Here is a 16,608-nt window from a genome sequence, read left to right as displayed (position 1 = left end):
GGCCCTTGGCCACTCGCTCCCTGACCCCTGAATCCCGACCCCTGGCCCCTGAATTACAGAACGCCCTTGACCGCAGCCACAACGGCTTCGGTGGTGATGCCGAAATGCTTGAACAGCGCCGGTGCCGGGGCGGATTCGCCGAAGGTGTCGATGCCGATCACGGCGCCTTCCAGACCCACGTACTTGCGCCAGAAGTCGGTGACACCGGCTTCGACGGCGACGCGCGGCAGGCCCTTGGTCAGCACGCTCGCCTTGTAGGCGGCATCCTGGCGATCGAAGGTGTTGGTCGACGGCATCGACACCACGCGCACGGCGATGCCTTCTGCCGCCAGCGCTTCCTGCGCCTTCACCGCCAGCTCGACTTCGGAGCCGGTGGCGATGATGATGGCGCGGGCTGAGGCCGCGTCCTTGAGCACGTAGCCGCCCTTGGCGATATTGGCCATCGTGGCCGCGTCACGCTGCATGAACGGCAGGTTCTGGCGCGACAGGATATGGCAGGTGGGGCCGTCGGTGCGCTCGACCGAGTGCGCCCAGCCGACCAGCGTTTCGACGGTGTCGCACGGACGCCAGACGTCGATGTTGGGGATCATGCGCAGCGTGGCGGTCTGTTCCACCGGCTGGTGGGTCGGGCCGTCTTCGCCGAGGCCGATGGAGTCGTGCGTGAACACGTGGATCACGCGCTGCTTCATCAGCGCAGCCATGCGGATGGCGTTGCGCGAGTACTCGGAGAACATCAGGAAGGTGCCGCCGAACGGCAGCAGGCCGCCGTGCAGCGCCATGCCGTTCATGATCGCGGCCATGCCGAATTCACGCACGCCGTAGCTGATGTAGTTGCCGGGCTTGCCGTGACGCACCGGATGGCAGCCTTCCCAGTTGGTCAGGTTGGAACCCGTCAGGTCGGCCGAGCCGCCGAGGAACTCGGGCAGCGCCGGCGCCAGCGCGTTGATCGCGATCTGGCTCGCCTTGCGGGTGGCCACGGTCTCGGCCTTGGTGTTGATCGCGGCCAGTTTCTCGGCCACGTGTGCCTTCCAGTTGGCGGGCAGTTCGCCCTTCATGCGGCGCTCGAACTCGGCGCCCTCGGCCGGGTAGGCCTTCTTGTACTCAGCGAACTTGTTGTTCCACAGCGTTTCCAGGCCCTGGCCCTTGGTCTTGGCATCCCAGCCGGCGTAGATGTCGGCAGGGACTTCAAATGCGGCGTGGTCCCAGCCCATGTTCTTGCGGGTCGCCAGGACTTCGTCGTGGCCCAGCGCCGCGCCGTGCACGTCGTGGGTGCCGGCCTTGTTGGGCGAGCCCTTGCCGATGATGGTCTTGCAGCAGATCAGGGTGGGCTTGTCGGTGCTGGCCTTGGCCTTCTGGATCGCGGCTTCGAGCGCAACGACGTCATGACCGTCGACGTTGGGGATCACCTGCCAGCCGTAGGCTTCGAAGCGCTTGGCGGTGTCGTCGGTGTACCAGTGTTCGATGTGGCCGTCGATCGAGATGCCGTTGTCGTCCCAGAACGCGACCAGCTTGTTCAGCTTCCAGGTGCCGGCCAGCGCACAGGCTTCGTGCGAAATGCCTTCCCTCATGCAGCCGTCGCCGAGGAACACATAGGTGTGGTGGTCGACGATGGTGTGGTCGGGCTTGTTGAATTCGTTGGCGAGCACCTTTTCCGCCATCGCCATGCCGACGGCATTGGTGATGCCCTGGCCGAGCGGGCCGGTGGTGGTTTCGATGCCGGGCGCGTAGCCGTATTCGGGGTGGCCGGGGGTCTTGGAATGCAACTGGCGGAACTGCTTCAGGTCATCCATCGACAGGTCGTAACCGGTCAGGTGCAGCAGTGCGTAGATCAGCATCGAGCCATGGCCGTTCGACAGCACGAAGCGATCGCGGTCCGCCCACTTGGGGTTGGTCGGGTTGTGGCGCATGTGGTGATTCCACAGCGTTTCGGCGATTTCCGCCATGCCCATGGGGGCGCCAGGGTGGCCGGATTTGGCTTTCTCAACCGCATCCATCGCGAGCGCGCGGATGGCATTGGCCAGGTCGTTACGGGTAGGCATTGCGTTCCCTTCAGCTAAGTAAAAAACGGTCGCAGGTCCGCCCCAGGAAAGCCGTGCAGCGGCAGCTTGGGCAGAATATGCAAAAACCCTGATTATCCGTCAGCAGGGTAGGCTTCCGCAAGCCGTGCCCAAAGCAGGGAAAAGAGACGCTGCGACAAGGGTTTAAACCGACAAGCTCAAGCGTCGGCTCACGATAGATGCGCTAAATTCTTTTTATTTGCCTGTTGCGACAGCTTATGCGCCTGCCGCTTTCAGCCAGTCGCGCCACAACTTGAACAGTTCAGGGCTGGCCGAGGCCACCACCGAGCGTTCCCAGATGTTGGCGATGTCGAAGTTGCCCGACAGGCTGGACAATTGCCCGCCCGCTTCTTCCAGAATCAGTGCACCGGCGGCGTAATCCCAAAGTTTTTGCCCGCCGTGGACATAAATATCGAAGCGCCCGGCCGCGGTGTAGCACCAGTCGAGCGTGGAAGCCCCGAAGTTGCGCTGCGAGGCGTACGGCGGCCACGACGCCAGGCGGCCGGCCAGTTCGCGGTCGATGCGCTTCATTTCCACCCCGGCCAGCGCACGCCGCAGCTCGGTGGCCGGCGCGCGCAAGGGCAGCGGCGTGCCGTTCAGATGCGCGCCGCCGCCGCGCACGGCGCTAAACATCTCGTCGGCGATCGGATCGTAGACCACGCCGAGCTGGCGTTCGCCCTTGTACAGATAGGCCACCGACACCGCGAAGTACGGCACGCCGGCGACGAAATTGGAGGTGCCGTCGATCGGGTCGACGCACCACAGTCCGTCGCGACCGGCGGCCCAGGCGTCGTGCTGCTGTTGTTCGGTCATTTCCTCGCCCAGCACCGGCACGTCGGCGATCCGCGGCAGCGCGGCCTCCAGCGCCGCCTGGGTTTCGGAATCCGCCTCGGTGAATAGGCTGCCGTCCACCTTGTGGCTGTGTGCCACCTTCAGAAAGCGCGGCGTGACCTCGCGCTGGGCAACTTCGCGAACCAGTGCCTTGACGTCCTCAAGCATGATCAGGTTCGCACGCAAGCACAGTAGACAAATTCCTGCCGATGCCCGGCCGGCGTCAGGTGGATTTCGGTTTCATGCCGCAGCAGACGGAAAGGCGTGCCGAATTCGGCATGCAGCGCATCGGGCGCGTAGCGCACGACATCGAGGCCGGAGCACTGGAGCGGTCCGCCGGGACCGAAGGTGGCGACGATGACGTGGCCGCCGGGTTTGACGCTTTTCAGCACCTGCGCGACATAGCGCGCGCGGTCGGCCGGGTCGGTCAGGAAATGGAACACCGCGCGGTCGTGCCAGACGTCGTACTGCGCGGCCGGCAGTTCGGCCCGGGTGATGTCGGCGGCGATCCACTGCACCGACGCGGCGCGCGCGCCCAGCCGCGCGCGGCTGGCGGCCAGCGCCGGTTCGGCGAGGTCGAGCACGGTCAGATTGCGGTAGCCGGCATCGAGCAGATCGTCCACCAGCACCGAGGCGCCGCCGCCGACATCGATGATCGACGCCTCTGTGCCCGCGCTGTCCTCGATCAGGCGCAGCGACGACACCGCATGCGGCTGGAACCAGCCGACCTGGTCGGCCGTCCGGCTGCGGTAGACGCGTTCCCAGTGCTGCTGGCGGTCGACCATATCAGGCATCCTTCCATTTGATCGAGCAGCCCATGCTGGGAATCTGTTCGGCCGGGCCGCGCTGGGTCTGGGCGATGTGCTTCATCGCCACGTAGAGATCGCGGCGCACGCCCTCCGGTGCGGTTTCCTTGCGCGATTCGTCGAAGCGACCACGGTACTGCAGTTCGAACTTTCGGTTGAAGCCGAAGAAGTCCGGCGTGCACACCGCGCCATAGGCTTTCGCCACGGCCTGCGTTTCGTCGATCACGTAGGGGAAGGGAAAGCCGAATTCCGCCGCCACCTTTTTCATGTTGTCGAATGAATCCTCCGTGTAGTCGGTCGGGTCGTTCGACATGATTGCGATGGCGTGGATGCCGTGCTGTTTGAGTTCGGCCAGATCGCGCACCAGCCGAGGGCGGATCGCCTTCACATAGGGGCAGTGGTTGCAGATGAACATCACCAGCAGGCCGTTCGGGCCCATTGGATCCTTGAGCGTCCAGACCTTGCCGTCGACGCCGGGCAGGCTGAAGTCGGGGGCTTTCCAGCCAAAATCGCACACCGGGGTAGTAAGGGACACCATGACGCACTCCGCAGAATTTCTGTTCAACACCTGCATAATAGCAACGATGCCTTCGCCACGTTTTTATCTCAATGAGCCGCTCGCGCCGGGCGCCCGCTTCAGTCTGCCGCCCGGTCCCGCCCGTCACGCCGCGCGCGCGCTGCGACTGGGGGTGGACGATGCGATCACGCTGTTCAATGGCCGCGGCGGCGAATACGCGGCGCGCATCGAGCGCATCCACAAGGACGAGGTGGCGGTCGCCATCACCGGCTTTGCCGACGTCGAGCGCGAATCGACTTTGCGCGTGATGCTGGCGCAGGGCATCTCCAGCGGCGAGCGCATGGACTACACGCTGCAGAAGGCAGTGGAGCTGGGAGTGATCGCCATCCAGCCGATTTCCGCCCGGCGCAGTGTGGTCAAGCTGACCGGCGAACGCGCCGACCGCCGCACCGCGCATTGGCAGGGCGTGGTGGCCAGCGCCTGCGAGCAATGCGGACGCAACCAGGTGCCGGTGGTGGCGCCGCCGCTGGCGCTGGCGAACTGGCTGGGCCAGCACACGGGCGGACGCTTGCTGTTCCTGTCGCCGCTGGCCGAGGCCCGGCTGGCCGACCTGCCGCCGCCGGAAGGACCGGACTGGCTGGTGGCCGGTCCCGAAGGCGGATTCGAGGACGACGAAATGGCTGCGCTGCATGCCGCACGCGCCATCCCCGTCCGGCTGGGGCCGCGCGTGCTGCGCACCGAGACCGCGGCGCTGGCCGCGCTGGCCGCGATGCAGACGCTGTGGGGCGATTTCTAGACATGTGCCACGTATCCGTTTGAATCCTATTGACTATTGACAGTGCCCTGCATGAAGCGGGGCATTTTTCTGTATCCTTCGCGTAGTTCAATCCCGATCAGGCCATCCCGTTGAAAGACACTGCCGATTTCGTCCACTGGTTCCGCTCTGCTGCGCCGTATATCCACGGCTTTCGCGGCAAGACCTTCGTCATCGCCTTTGGCGGCGAACTGGTGGCGGACGGTGGCTTCGTGCAGTTGGCGCACGACGTCAACCTGCTGAACAGCCTGGGCGTGCGCCTGGTGCTGATCCACGGCGTACGGCCGCAGGTGGAGGCGCGACTGAATGAAAGCGGCACCGCGATCCGCTATGTGGGCGGCCTGCGCGTCACCGACGACACGGCGCTCGCCTGCGTCAAGGAAGCGGCCGGCACGGTGCGGGTGGAAATCGAGGCGCTGCTGTCGCTGGGGCTGGCCAACACGCCGATGGCCGGCGCCGACATCCGGGTCGCTTCGGGCAACTTCGTCACCGCGATGCCACTGGGCGTGCGCGACGGCACCGACCTGTTGCATACCGGTGAAGTGCGCAAGATCGACGCCGCGGCGATCAGGAGAAGGCTCGACCAGCACGACATCGTGCTGCTGTCGCCGATCGGCTATTCGCCGACCGGCGAGATCTTCAATCTCAGCCTGGAGGATGTCGCCACGCAGGCGGCGGTCGAGCTCGCGGCCGACAAGCTGATTTTCCTGATGGACACCGAAGGTGTACCCGACACAGGCCGCGCGATCCATAACACGCTCACTGTCAACGAGGCGCGCCAGGTGCTGGAAAAGTCGACGCGCAGCAAGGCAAAAAAGCTGCCCGAGGACGTCGCCTACTACCTGCCGTGCGCGATCACCGCCTGCACCGGCGGCGTCAAGCGCGCGCACCTCATCAGCCGCCACCGGGACGGCGCGCTGCTGTCCGAGCTGTTCACCCGCGACGGCGTCGGCACGCTGATCACGCCGGCGCCGCTGGAGACCCTGCGCACCGCCACCATCGACGACGTCGGCGGCATTCTCGGCCTGATCGAGCCACTGGAGCGCGAAGGCATCCTGGTGCGGCGCTCGCGGGAGCTGCTGGAAATGGAAGTCGAACGTTTTCTGGTGCTCGAATCCGACGGCATCATCGCCGGCTGCGTCGCGCTGTATCCGTTTCCCGAGGAAAAGGCCGCCGAACTCGCCTGCCTCGCCGTCTCGAAGGAATTCCGCGGCCGCGGCTTTGGCGACATGCTGCTGACCGAGGCCGAGAAACGGGGCCGGAAGGCCGGCTTCAAACAGCTGTTCGTGCTGACCACCCGCACCGAGCAGTGGTTCGAGGAGCGCGGCTTCGTCGACAGCAGCCCCGACCACCTGCCGAAGAGCAAGCAGGCGCTCTACAACTACAAGCGGAAATCCAAAGTGCTGCAGAAGTCGCTGTAATGCTGTAGACAAGGACACCCAGTGCGCCCTTCTCTTTTCTGGCCAGGCCTTCCCGGCTCCCTTGCACGTTGGCTCACGCCGTCCGCCGGCGTGCTGCTGCTCGCACTGTGCGGACTGTGCGCATTGCAATCCGCACATGCGGCTGACAAGCCGCTGGTGCTGGGGGTGTTTCCCAACATGACGGCCAAGCAGATCGTCGAGGCCTACCGCCCCCTCGCCGACAGTCTGGAAAAACACCTGCAGCGTCGCGTCGTCATCTACAGCGCGCGCGATTTCAAGACTTTCGCCGACCGCACCTACCGCGGCGAATACGACATTGTGCTGACCGCGCCGCATCTGGCCTTCCTGGCGCGCCAGGAAGCCGGCTACCGACCGCTGCTCAAATATGCCCAGCCGGTGCGCGGCCTGCTGGTGGTGCGGCACGACGCGTCGATACGCGACCTGGGCGATCTGCGCGGCCGCACCCTTGCCACGGCCGACCCACTCGCCCTGGTGGGGCTGGCCATCCACGCCCAACTGGGCGAGCACGGACTGCGGCGCGATCACGATTATCGGACGCTGGATTTCAGCACCCACCTCAACGCCGCGATGCAGGTCATCAACGGGCGCGCCGATGCCGCGGTGCTGGGGCTGCACCCCTACAACCTGATGCAGCCCGAACTGCGCCGGCAGCTGCGCGTGCTCGCCGAGACGCCGCCGCTGTCGAGCCTGATGTTCCTCACCCACCCGCGCCTGCGCGACGCCGAGGCGCAGGCCATCCATAAGGGCTTGCTGCGCTTTGCCGCCACGCCCAAGGGGCAGGCCTTCATGCAGCGCGGCGGCTACGGCGGTTTCGCCGAGGCAACCGGGCGCGAACTGGAATCCTTCCGCCCCTATGCATTGGAGGCGCAAACGCTGTTGCGCGCAGCCGACCAATGAAGGCGTGGCTGGGCCGCCTGTCGCTGCGCTACAAGCTCACCCTTAGCGCGCTCGGCGTGGAAGCGGTGATGCTCAGCCTGCTGATCGTGCATGGCGTACAGCTCACCACGCAGACCTTGCAGAGCCAGGCCGAGCGACGCATGCAGGAAATTGCGCGCACCCTCGAGGCGGCCCTGCTGGCGCCGCTGGCGCAGCAGGACGACGCCAGCGTGCGCGACCTCATCGAGACCCTGCTGCAGGCTGACGGCCTGAAAATGATCGCGGTACGCGACAGCAACAACCAGATCGTTCACCAGACCGGCGTCAGCGGCGACGCACACGATTTTCATCGGCTGCACCCCGTCGAGGCGGGCGGCCAGCGCTACGGCGAAGTGGCCCTGGTGCTGTCGGGCAGTTTCATCCAGGAAGCGCGCGCCCACTATCTGCGCAACAGTTTCATCGTCGCCGCCGCCGCGCTGTTGCTGACCGGCGTCCTGTTGGCGCTGTCGACCGGCGGCGTGGTGCGCCGCTTCGTCGCACTGACACGCGCCAGCAAGCGGATGGAACAGGGCGACCTCGACGTCAAACTGGCGGGCGAGGGCGAGGACGAGATCGGCCAGCTGATCGGCACCTTCAACCGGATGGCCGAGTCGGTCCGCTTCAACGTCGAACGCGCGCGCGAGAACGAGGCGCGCTTTCACGCCATAGCCGACTACACCCATGACCTCGAATTCTGGATGTCGCCCGAGGGCCGGCTGCTGTGGGTGAACCCGTCGGTCGAGCGCATGATCGGCCACACCGTCGGCGAGTGCATGGGAAAAATGAACTTCCCCGCCGACATCATCCATCCGGACGACCGCACCGCGGCCGAATTCCAGTTGCGCCAGGCCCTGCGCGGCACCTCCGGCCAGGGCTATGCGCTGCGGGTGTGCCGCAAGGATGGCGGACACTTCTGGGCGGCCGTGAACTGGCAGCCGATTCATGACTACAGCGGGGTCTACCAGGGCATCCGCGCCAGCATCCACAGCATCGACGATCTCAAGGCGACTGAGGCCAACCTGCGCCAGGCCATCGCCGAGCTGCGCACGGCCGAAGGCCTGCAGGGCAAATATCTGGAGGAAACCGAGCAGGAACGCGCCCGCCTGGTCTCGCTGCTGTCGGCGATGAACCTCGGCATCCTGTTCGTCGCCGCCGACAACCGCGTGGTCTATCACAACCCGGCCTTCAGCCGCATGTGGATGATCGACGCGGAGGCTACGCTGATCGGCCTGCCGGTCAACGAAGTGCTGGCCCAGTCTGCCTCCAAGCTGTCGCACCCCGACCATTTCTCACGGCACATGCTGTCGGTTCTGGAAACGCACGAGCTGTCGGACAGCTTTGAAATCCAGATGACCGACGGCCGCATCATCACCGAACTTGATTATCCGGTACGCGATCGCGAAGGCCGTTTTATCGGCCACCTGTGGATTTACGAGGACGTCACCCGCGAGCGCCAGACCGCCGAACAGCTGGTGTACCTGGCCGAGCGCGACGCGCTCACCGGGCTCTACAACCGCCACCGTTTCCAGCAGGAACTGGGGCGCGCGATGCTGGAAAGCGACCGTCACCAGACACCGTGCGCGGTGATGTTCTTCGACCTCGACGAATTCAAGGGCATCAACGACACCTACGGCCACCGCGCCGGCGATGCGCTGCTGATCCGGGTGGCCGGCGAAATCAGTGCGCTGGTGCGGCGCAACGAAGTGTTCGCCCGCCTGGGCGGCGATGAATTCGCCATCCTGGTCCCGAACCTGACCGGCAACGAGGCCGAAGTGCTGGCCGAACGGGTGGTGCGTGCAATCGCGCAGATTCCGTTCCGCTTCGAGGGGCAGAACCTGCGCGTCACCACCAGCCTCGGCATTGCCTACTTTCCGGCCCACGCCACCGACGCCGACGACCTGGTGGCACGCGCCGACATCGCCATGTACCAGGCCAAGGATGCTGGCAAGAACACCTGGCGCGTGTTCCGCGCCGACAGCGCGGCCGACAGCGAAATGCGCCACCGCCTGTCCTGGAGCGAGCGCATCAGCAACGCGCTCGACAACGACCTGCTGCTGCTGCACTTCCAGGGCATCTACCGCGCCGACGACGGCGCGCTCTCGCATCTGGAAGCGCTGGTGCGGATGCGTGACGAGCACGACCCCGAGCAGCTCATCATGCCCGCCCACTTCATCCAGCTGGCGGAAAAAAACGGCCGCATTCTCGACATCGACCACTGGGTCCTGCGTGAGGCCTTGCGCAGGCTGGCGGACAACCCGGCGATCCCGCCGGTGGCGGTCAACCTGTCGGGGCGCTCGCTGTCCGAACCCAGCCTGCCGCAGTTCATCGGCGAGGCCCTGCGCGAATCCGGGGTTGCGCCCGATCGCCTGATCATCGAAATCACCGAAACCGCCGCGGTGTCGGACCTGCACGACGCCCAGCGAATGATCGATGCCCTGCGCCAGCTTGGCTGCGGCGTCTGTCTCGACGATTTCGGCGTCGGCTTCGCCTCGTTCGCCTACCTCAAGCATCTGGCCGTCGACACCATCAAGATCGACGGCATTTTCATCCGCGATCTGCCCAACGACCCCGACAACCAGGTGTTCGTGCAGGCCATGGTCAGCGTCGCGCTCGGCCTCGGCAAATCGGTGGTCGCGGAATACGTCGAGGACGGCCCGACGCTCGCCCTGCTGCGCCGGATCGGCGTCGATCTGGTGCAGGGCTACCACCTCGATCATCCGGTCGCCGACCACCCCGCACTGCGCCCGTAGGCCGGGGCAGGCCTGCCGGGCAGTGGTAAAATGCGCCGCTTTTGACGCATCCCAGGATTTCCCGTGCTTACCGCTTCCAGCATCACCCTGCAATTCGCCGCCAAGCCGCTGTTCGAGAACGTCAACGTCAAGTTCGGCGACGGCAACCGCTATGGCCTGATCGGGGCTAACGGCTGCGGCAAGTCGACGTTCATGAAAATCCTCGCCGGCGAGCTGGAACCCTCCGCCGGCAACGTCTCGCTCGATCCCGGCGAGCGCATGGCCTGGCTGCGCCAGGACCAGTTCGGCTACGAGGACCAGCGCGTACTCGACGTGGTGCTGCAGGGCCATGCCGAAATGTGGCGCGTGATGCAGGAAAAGGACGCCATCTACATGAACCCGGAGGCGAGCGAGGAAGACTACCTGCACGCCGCCGAGCTGGAAGCCAAGTTCGGCGAGATGGGCGGCTACGACGCCGAGGCGCGCGCCGGTCAATTGTTGCTGGGCGTCGGCATCCCGACCGAGCAGCACAACGGCCCGATGAGTCAGATCGCACCCGGCTTCAAGCTGCGCGTGCTGTTGACGCAGGCGCTGTTCTCCAACCCCGACATCCTGCTGCTCGACGAGCCGACCAACAACCTCGACATCAACACCATCCGCTGGCTGGAGAACGTGTTGAACGAGAGCAATGCCACCATCATCGTCATCTCGCACGACCGCCACTTTCTGAACCAGGTCTGTACCCACATGGCCGACCTCGACTTCGGCACCATCAAGGTCTACCCGGGCAACTACGACGACTACATGCTGGCCTCGACCCAGGCCAAGGAACGCCAGGCATCGGCGAATGCCAAGGCCAAGGACAAGGTCGCCGAACTGCAGGAATTCGTGCGCCGCTTCTCGGCCAACAAGTCGAAGGCGCGCCAGGCCACCAGCCGCATGAAGATGATCGACAAGATCAAGATCGAGGACTTCAAGCCGAGTTCGCGGCAGAACCCCTACATCCGCTTCGAGCCCGAGAAGGCGCTGCACCGCCGCGCGCTCGAGGTCGAGGCGCTCAAGTTCGGTTACGACGGCGCACCGCTGTTTTCCAACCTCGGTTTTTCACTCGAAGCCGGCGAGAAAATGGCCGTCATTGGCGGCAATGGCGTCGGCAAATCGACGCTGATGAAACTCTTGATGGGCGAACTGACGCCACAATTCGGCGAAGTGCGCTGGAGCGAGAACGCCAACGCCGGCTACTTCTCGCAGGACCACGTCAGCGACTTCGACAGCGACCTCAACCTCACCGACTGGATGCACCAGTGGACGCAACCGGGCGATGACGAGCAGGTGCTGCGCGGCATCCTCGGGCGGCTCCTGTTCTCCGGCGACGACGTCAAGAAATCGGTGCGCGTGCTGTCCGGCGGCGAAAAGGGCCGCATGCTCTACGGCAAGCTGATGCTCGGCCGGCATAATGTGCTGGTGATGGACGAGCCGACCAACCACATGGACATGGAATCGATCGAGTCGCTCAACCTCGCGCTCGACCTGTTCAAGGGCACGCTGATTTTCGTCTCGCACGACCGCCAGTTCGTCTCCAGCCTCGCCACCCGCATCCTCGAAATCACGCCCGAAGGCGTCGAGTTCTACATGGGCGGCTACGACGAGTACCTGCATTCGAAGGGTCTTGAGTAAGGAGACACGGCATGAGCGAAGTCGTCGTCATCGGCTTGGGGCAATTGGGTCGCGTATTCGCCGGCGGCCTGCTGCGCAGCGGCCACACGGTGGTGCCGGTCAACCGCGGCGACGACCTGTTCACCGTCGCGCACGCGCATCCCGATCCCGCGCTGGTGCTGGTGGCGGTCGCCGAGAACGATTTGCACGTGGTGCTGGCGGCCATGCCCGGCGCCTGGCGGCCGCATGTCGCGCTGATCCAGAACGAATTGCTACCGCGCGACTGGGCGCAGTACCGCTACGCCGACCCCACGGTCATTTCCGTCTGGTTTGAAAAGAAAAAGGGCACCGACGCCAAGCCCCTGATCGCCTCCCCCGTGGCCGGCCCCGGTGCCGGGCTGCTGTGTCGCGCGCTCACCGCGATCGACCTGCCGTGCCGCGAAGTGGCGCCGGGAGACGAACTGCTGTTCGAACTGGTGCGGAAGAACGTCTACATCCTCACCACCAACATCGCCGGCCTGAAAACCGGCGGCACGGTGTCGCAGCTGTGGGCGCAGCACGAAGCGTTCGCGCGCCAGGTGGCATACGAGGTGATGGACATCCAGGATGCATTGACCGGCGTTGCGCACGATCGAGACAAACTCATCGCCGGCATGCTCGAAGCCTTTGACGGTGATCCCGACCACGGCTGCACCGGCCGTTCGGCACCGGCACGGCTGGCGCGCGCGCTCACGCATGCCGACGCCTTCGGTCTTGCGGTGCCGACGCTGCGCGCGCTGGCCGGCTAAACCGTTTGCCCCGTGGGCGGCTTCGTGTCGCCGCCATATACCCCCGAGTGATCGAACGGCAGCCAGCGTGAGAACTGGTCGGTCTTGATGCGGCCCCGAATCCGGTAGGCCACACCCTGCTTCAGCGTGTCGGGGGTCAGCGTGCGGAGCTGCTCGATCAGGTTTTTCGATTGCATGATCGCGTCGATCTGCAGCACTGCGCTGGATGCCGCCGGGATTTTTGTGGCGGCGCGTGACAGGCTTTTGGCAAACGCGCGTCCGTTCACTTCCAGGTCGAACTCCAGCGCTTCGATGGTCAGATCGAAATCGTTCGGGTTGGCCACCCGCAAGCCCACGTCGAAGTGCTGCTCGAGCACGCCGAATTGCCGGAGGTCGACCGTGGCGACGCTGACCCGCGGCGCCAGCATATTCAGCGGCAGGCCGGAACAGGCGGCAAGGCTGAACATCACCAGCAGTACCCACAAACGACGCATGACGGCCCTATCGAAATTCGGCCAGCAGCTGCAGGATCATGCGATGCGCCTGCGCTGCGTAGCTGCCGCCAAACAAATTGGCGTGGTTGAGAATGTGATACAGATTGTAGAGCGTCCGGCGCGTGGCATAGCCCGCGTCGAGCGGCCAGGCCTCACGGTAGGCGGCGTAGAAAGCGGGCGCAAAACCGCCGAACAGCTCGCTCATCGCGAGGTCGCATTCGCGGTCACCGTAATACGTCGCGGGATCGAAGATCACCGGCGTTCCATCCGCCAGAAAGCCGTGGTTGCCGCCCCACAGATCGCCGTGCAACAGCGCGGGCTGCGGCCGGTAGCCCATGAAAAAATCGCCCAGCCGCGCCATCAGCGTTTCACCATCGCGCTGCAGGGCGCCGCCGTACCCGTTCCGCGCGGCCCGTTCCAGCTGAAAGCCCAGCCGGCGCGCGCGCCAGAATTCGACCCAGTCGTCCATCCAGGCATTCGGCTGCGGCGTGGTGCCGATCCAGTTGTCGTGCGGCCCGCCGAATTGCGTGGCACTGACACGGTGCTGCTGCGCCAACTGCCGGCCGAGCAGCGCCGCATCGCCGCGTCCGTCGAGCGGCAGGTATTCGAGCACAAGGTAGGCGCTGCCCTCCGCGATGCCCTGACAGATCACCTGCGGGACCCGCACCGCGTGGGCCGCCGCTAGCTCGGCAAGCCCGGCGGCTTCCGCCTCGAACATGGCGAGCGGTGCAGCAGCACCCGCAAGGGGTACGCCGCCAGACACTCGCCCTGCGGGCGGTCTTGGCGCAGGTTGGGTTTTGACGAAAAACGTGCGCGTGCCATCGTTGAGGGTGAACGCTTCGCTGATGTCGCCGCCGTGCATCGCGCGCGTGGTCTGAGGCACAAACGCCTCGCCGGTGGCGCGGCCGATGGCAGCAGCGAGTTTCTGTTCAAGCATATTCATGCGTCGACCAGAGGCTGGATGTGCACGGCGAGCGCGGCGTGGGCACTGCGCAGCGCAGCCTCGGCTTGCGCGGGGGTTGCGGCGCGGCTGAAGAGGAAGCCGAGGTAACCCGCGCCTTCCGGCGGCGGCGCAACCAGCTGGCCCGTCGGCGCCGTGATCTCGATGCCGCTGATATGCGGCACCGCACGCGCGGCAGCGAGGCCGTCGACACCGCGCAGGATTCCGCTGGCCGGAATCGGAATCATCATCACGCCGGCAGCAATGCCGTTCGCCTGCATCGGCAGCGGCAGACCAATGGCGTGACGCAGCACGATCTCCGCGGAGTCCATGCCAAGCGTGGCATCCAGCACCCGGCCGCACAGGCCGCCGATGCCGCGCGGCGCGATTTCGAGCAGCCAGACGCCGGCGTCATTGATGCGTGCTTCGGCATGCACCGCGCCTTCCGTCACCCCCGCCGCCACGCAGGCACGCGCGACCGCGTCGGCGAATTCGCGCTGCGTCGCCTGCGGCAGGCGGGAAGGCGTGATGAACAGCGTTTCCTCGAAATAGGGTCCGTCGAGCGGGTCGGGCTTGTCGAATACGGCGAGCACCTGCAAAGCACCGCCGTACAGCACGCCGTCGAGCGCGATCTCGACGCCGGGGATGAAGGCCTCGACCAACAGCCCCTCCCGCTCGCGCTGGGCGCGGTCCCGGATGCGCTGCACCTGCTTCAGCGCACGCGCGAGCTGGTCGGCATCGTCGGCGCGGACCACGCCGCGGCTGGCATTCAGGCGGCGGGCTTTCACCACCAACGGAAAATCCGGCACCGCAGCCGTGTTCACCCCGGCGTCGCGGATTTCGGCAAAGGCCGGGTGCGGCAAGCCGATCGCCTGCTGCAACTGGCGGAAGCGCAGCTTGTCGGTCAGCGTCGCCACCGCCTCGGGAGGATTGCCCGGCAAGTTGAGTGCCACGCGCAGCTGTGCCGCCAGCGCCTGCCCGTGGTCATCCACCGCCAGCACCGCATCGACCGGCTGCGTGAGCGCGGCCAGCACCTGGGGCAAGGCGGCCGCAGGCTGGTCGAACGGCACGCTCATCAAGGGCGGCAGGCCCCAGCCGGGTGCCAGCCGGTGACAGTAGTCGGCGCAGGCGACGAGTTCAATGCCGAGCCGCGCAGCGGCGGCAATGAAATCCGGGTTGGCGTAGCCCGCGGCAGGAAGCAGCAATAGCAGGCGTGGCATGGCGTTTAAAAACTGGCGAGCTGGGTTTCGGTGGGCTCGGCGCAGCAGTACCACGGCTCCGAGTGATGCGGGATGGCGGCGCCAAACTGTGCCGGATCGAGCGGCGGCGCCGTCTCACCCAGCGCGGCATGGGTGCGCGCCCAGATCCCGGCGAACACGTCGGCGCGCGGCAATGCAGCTTTTTCCCCATCCATCACCCAGGCCATGATCTCGCATTGCAGCGCATCGATGCACGGGTCATCGGCCTGCCACGGATAGCCCAGCAGGGCCTCGTCGAAGGCGCCGACGCGTGCAGCAAATTCCGGCAACCGCATCAGGTACGAACCCTGCGGCACCAGCAGGCGGATCGCCAGCTGCACCGGCGGCACCGCCTCGACCAGCCTGAGCTTCAGCAGCGTGGCGAGCAAATCCCGATAGCCCGTCAGCGTGGTCCACGGGGTGAACGGCACGAAGGTGGGCGCTAGCGCAATGCCGAGCGCGCGGCACTGTGCCAGCGCCGCTTCGAAGTCGGCGTGGGTGTGGCCCTTGGCGAGGATGCCAAGAATGGCATCGTCGACCGACTCGACCGCGGTGACGATGAACAGCAGGCCGCATTGCTTGAATCGCGGCAACAGCTCAGCATGATTCAGCAGGTGTTCGACCTTGATCGTCGCATCCCAGGTCAGCTCGGGAAAACGCGCGTGCAGCGCCTCGGCGATTTTCAGCGCGTGGGTCGGGCCGTTGAGAAAATCGGGGTCGCCGAAGCTGATGTGCGCAGCGCCCACAGCCACTTGCTGTGCGATGTCGGCGATCACCGTCTCAACCGGGACGACGCGGAATTTTCCCTCGTACACCGGCACCACCGGACAGTGGCGGCACAGGTGCTTGCAGCCGCGGCTGGCTTCAGCAAAGCCGGTGGTTTTCTCCGTGCCGTCGGCAAGGATCAGCCTGGCATAGCGCGTCAGTTCGGGCAGGGCGCTGCGGTCGGGCAGCAGGAAGTCGATTTTTTCACGGCGCACCACAGTGTCGGCCGGCGCGACCCCGGTCTGCACCCAGGCCAGCAGGTCGGGTTCGGATTCGCCGCCGAAGATCGCTTCCACGCCCAGTGTTCTCAGCCAGTCCGAGTTGACCGGCGCATACAGGCCGAACGCGGCGATGCGCGCGTGCGGTGCCAGCGCACGGATTTTCGGCAACGCTGCAGCGGCGATTCGCGTGGCGGTGTGCATGCCCAGGTAGATCGCGACGTAGCCGGCGTCGACGAACGTGGCCGGGTCGAGTTTTTGCTGCGACAGGTCGACGCACGCGACGCTAATATCGGCCCGCCCGAACCACGCGGCCGGCTGCGCCAGATTGAACGGTTGGCGGCCGAGCTCGTAGGGGCTCACCAAAACAATACGCGCCCCGGAGGGCGCGCATGTGTGTGCCGTGCAGGCCGTCATGG

The 16,608-nt window shown here is 65.8% G+C and carries 14 protein-coding genes; 6 read left to right on the top strand and 8 right to left on the bottom strand.

Annotation, left to right across the window (positions count from 1 at the left end):
• Window positions 1–53 precede the first annotated feature (53 nt).
• The 4 genes from tkt to Q8R61_RS08520 all read right to left on the bottom strand — a co-directional run bounded on the left by tkt (window position 54) and on the right by Q8R61_RS08520 (window position 4,232).
• Complete coding sequence (tkt, locus tag Q8R61_RS08535; protein ID WP_305536199.1) at window positions 54–2,039, bottom strand: transketolase; 1,986 nt, start codon at window positions 2,037–2,039, stop codon at window positions 54–56.
• 234 nt (window positions 2,040–2,273) lie between these two features.
• Window positions 2,274–3,056, bottom strand: a complete 783-nt coding sequence (locus tag Q8R61_RS08530; protein ID WP_305536197.1) for an inositol monophosphatase family protein — start codon at window positions 3,054–3,056, stop codon at window positions 2,274–2,276.
• A gap of 2 nt (window positions 3,057–3,058) precedes the next feature.
• Window positions 3,059–3,673 (bottom strand): class I SAM-dependent methyltransferase, encoded by a 615-nt coding sequence (locus tag Q8R61_RS08525; RefSeq protein WP_305536195.1) that lies wholly within the window; start codon window positions 3,671–3,673, stop codon window positions 3,059–3,061.
• A gap of 1 nt (window position 3,674) precedes the next feature.
• Complete coding sequence (locus tag Q8R61_RS08520; RefSeq protein WP_305536193.1) at window positions 3,675–4,232, bottom strand: thioredoxin family protein; 558 nt, start codon at window positions 4,230–4,232, stop codon at window positions 3,675–3,677.
• A 46-nt stretch (window positions 4,233–4,278) separates the two neighbouring features.
• Here Q8R61_RS08520 and Q8R61_RS08515 point away from each other — a divergent pair, with 46 nt between their 5' ends.
• The 6 genes from Q8R61_RS08515 to Q8R61_RS08490 all read left to right on the top strand — a co-directional run bounded on the left by Q8R61_RS08515 (window position 4,279) and on the right by Q8R61_RS08490 (window position 12,555).
• Window positions 4,279–5,007 carry a 16S rRNA (uracil(1498)-N(3))-methyltransferase gene (locus tag Q8R61_RS08515; RefSeq protein ID WP_305536719.1) on the top strand — a complete coding sequence of 243 codons (729 nt, stop codon included), beginning with the start codon at window positions 4,279–4,281 and terminating at the stop codon, window positions 5,005–5,007.
• Window positions 5,008–5,117: 110 nt separating this feature from the next.
• Window positions 5,118–6,446, top strand: a complete 1,329-nt coding sequence (gene argA, locus Q8R61_RS08510) for an amino-acid N-acetyltransferase (RefSeq protein ID WP_305536191.1) — start codon at window positions 5,118–5,120, stop codon at window positions 6,444–6,446.
• Between the two features lie 123 nt (window positions 6,447–6,569).
• Complete coding sequence (locus Q8R61_RS08505) at window positions 6,570–7,364, top strand: phosphate/phosphite/phosphonate ABC transporter substrate-binding protein (RefSeq protein WP_305536189.1); 795 nt, start codon at window positions 6,570–6,572, stop codon at window positions 7,362–7,364.
• Window positions 7,361–10,132, top strand: a complete 2,772-nt coding sequence (locus Q8R61_RS08500) for an EAL domain-containing protein (protein WP_305536187.1) — start codon at window positions 7,361–7,363, stop codon at window positions 10,130–10,132. Before Q8R61_RS08505 ends, Q8R61_RS08500 begins: the two co-directional genes overlap by 4 nt.
• Window positions 10,133–10,195: 63 nt before the next feature.
• Window positions 10,196–11,788, top strand: coding sequence for an ABC-F family ATPase (locus Q8R61_RS08495; protein ID WP_305536185.1), 1,593 nt, complete (start codon window positions 10,196–10,198; stop codon window positions 11,786–11,788).
• Window positions 11,789–11,799: 11 nt separating this feature from the next.
• Window positions 11,800–12,555 (top strand): hypothetical protein, encoded by a 756-nt coding sequence (locus Q8R61_RS08490; protein WP_305536183.1) that lies wholly within the window; start codon window positions 11,800–11,802, stop codon window positions 12,553–12,555.
• Here Q8R61_RS08490 and Q8R61_RS08485 read toward each other — a convergent pair.
• From Q8R61_RS08485 to Q8R61_RS08470, 4 genes are read right to left on the bottom strand one after another with little or no spacing between them, the layout of a single operon-like run.
• A complete protein-coding gene (locus Q8R61_RS08485) occupies window positions 12,552–13,028 on the bottom strand; it encodes an LEA type 2 family protein (RefSeq protein ID WP_305536181.1) in 477 nt (158 codons plus the stop codon). The genes Q8R61_RS08490 and Q8R61_RS08485 overlap by 4 nt on opposite strands.
• Window positions 13,029–13,035: 7 nt before the next feature.
• Window positions 13,036–13,971 (bottom strand): fructosamine kinase family protein, encoded by a 936-nt coding sequence (locus tag Q8R61_RS08480; protein WP_305536179.1) that lies wholly within the window; start codon window positions 13,969–13,971, stop codon window positions 13,036–13,038.
• A complete protein-coding gene (locus tag Q8R61_RS08475) occupies window positions 13,968–15,188 on the bottom strand; it encodes an ATP-grasp domain-containing protein (RefSeq protein ID WP_305536178.1) in 1,221 nt (406 codons plus the stop codon). The genes Q8R61_RS08480 and Q8R61_RS08475 overlap by 4 nt, the downstream gene beginning before the upstream one ends.
• Window positions 15,189–15,193: 5 nt before the next feature.
• Window positions 15,194–16,606: a CUAEP/CCAEP-tail radical SAM (seleno)protein gene (locus Q8R61_RS08470; protein ID WP_371133578.1), complete on the bottom strand. Its 1,413-nt coding sequence runs from the start codon at window positions 16,604–16,606 to the stop codon at window positions 15,194–15,196.
• Window positions 16,607–16,608 lie beyond the last annotated feature (2 nt).

Source organism: Thiobacillus sp. (genome assembly GCF_030696885.1).
Classification (GTDB): Bacteria; Pseudomonadota; Gammaproteobacteria; order Burkholderiales; family Thiobacillaceae; genus Thiobacillus.
Note: the sequence above shows the minus strand (reverse complement) of the source record. Positions and strands in the feature narration are given on the sequence as shown.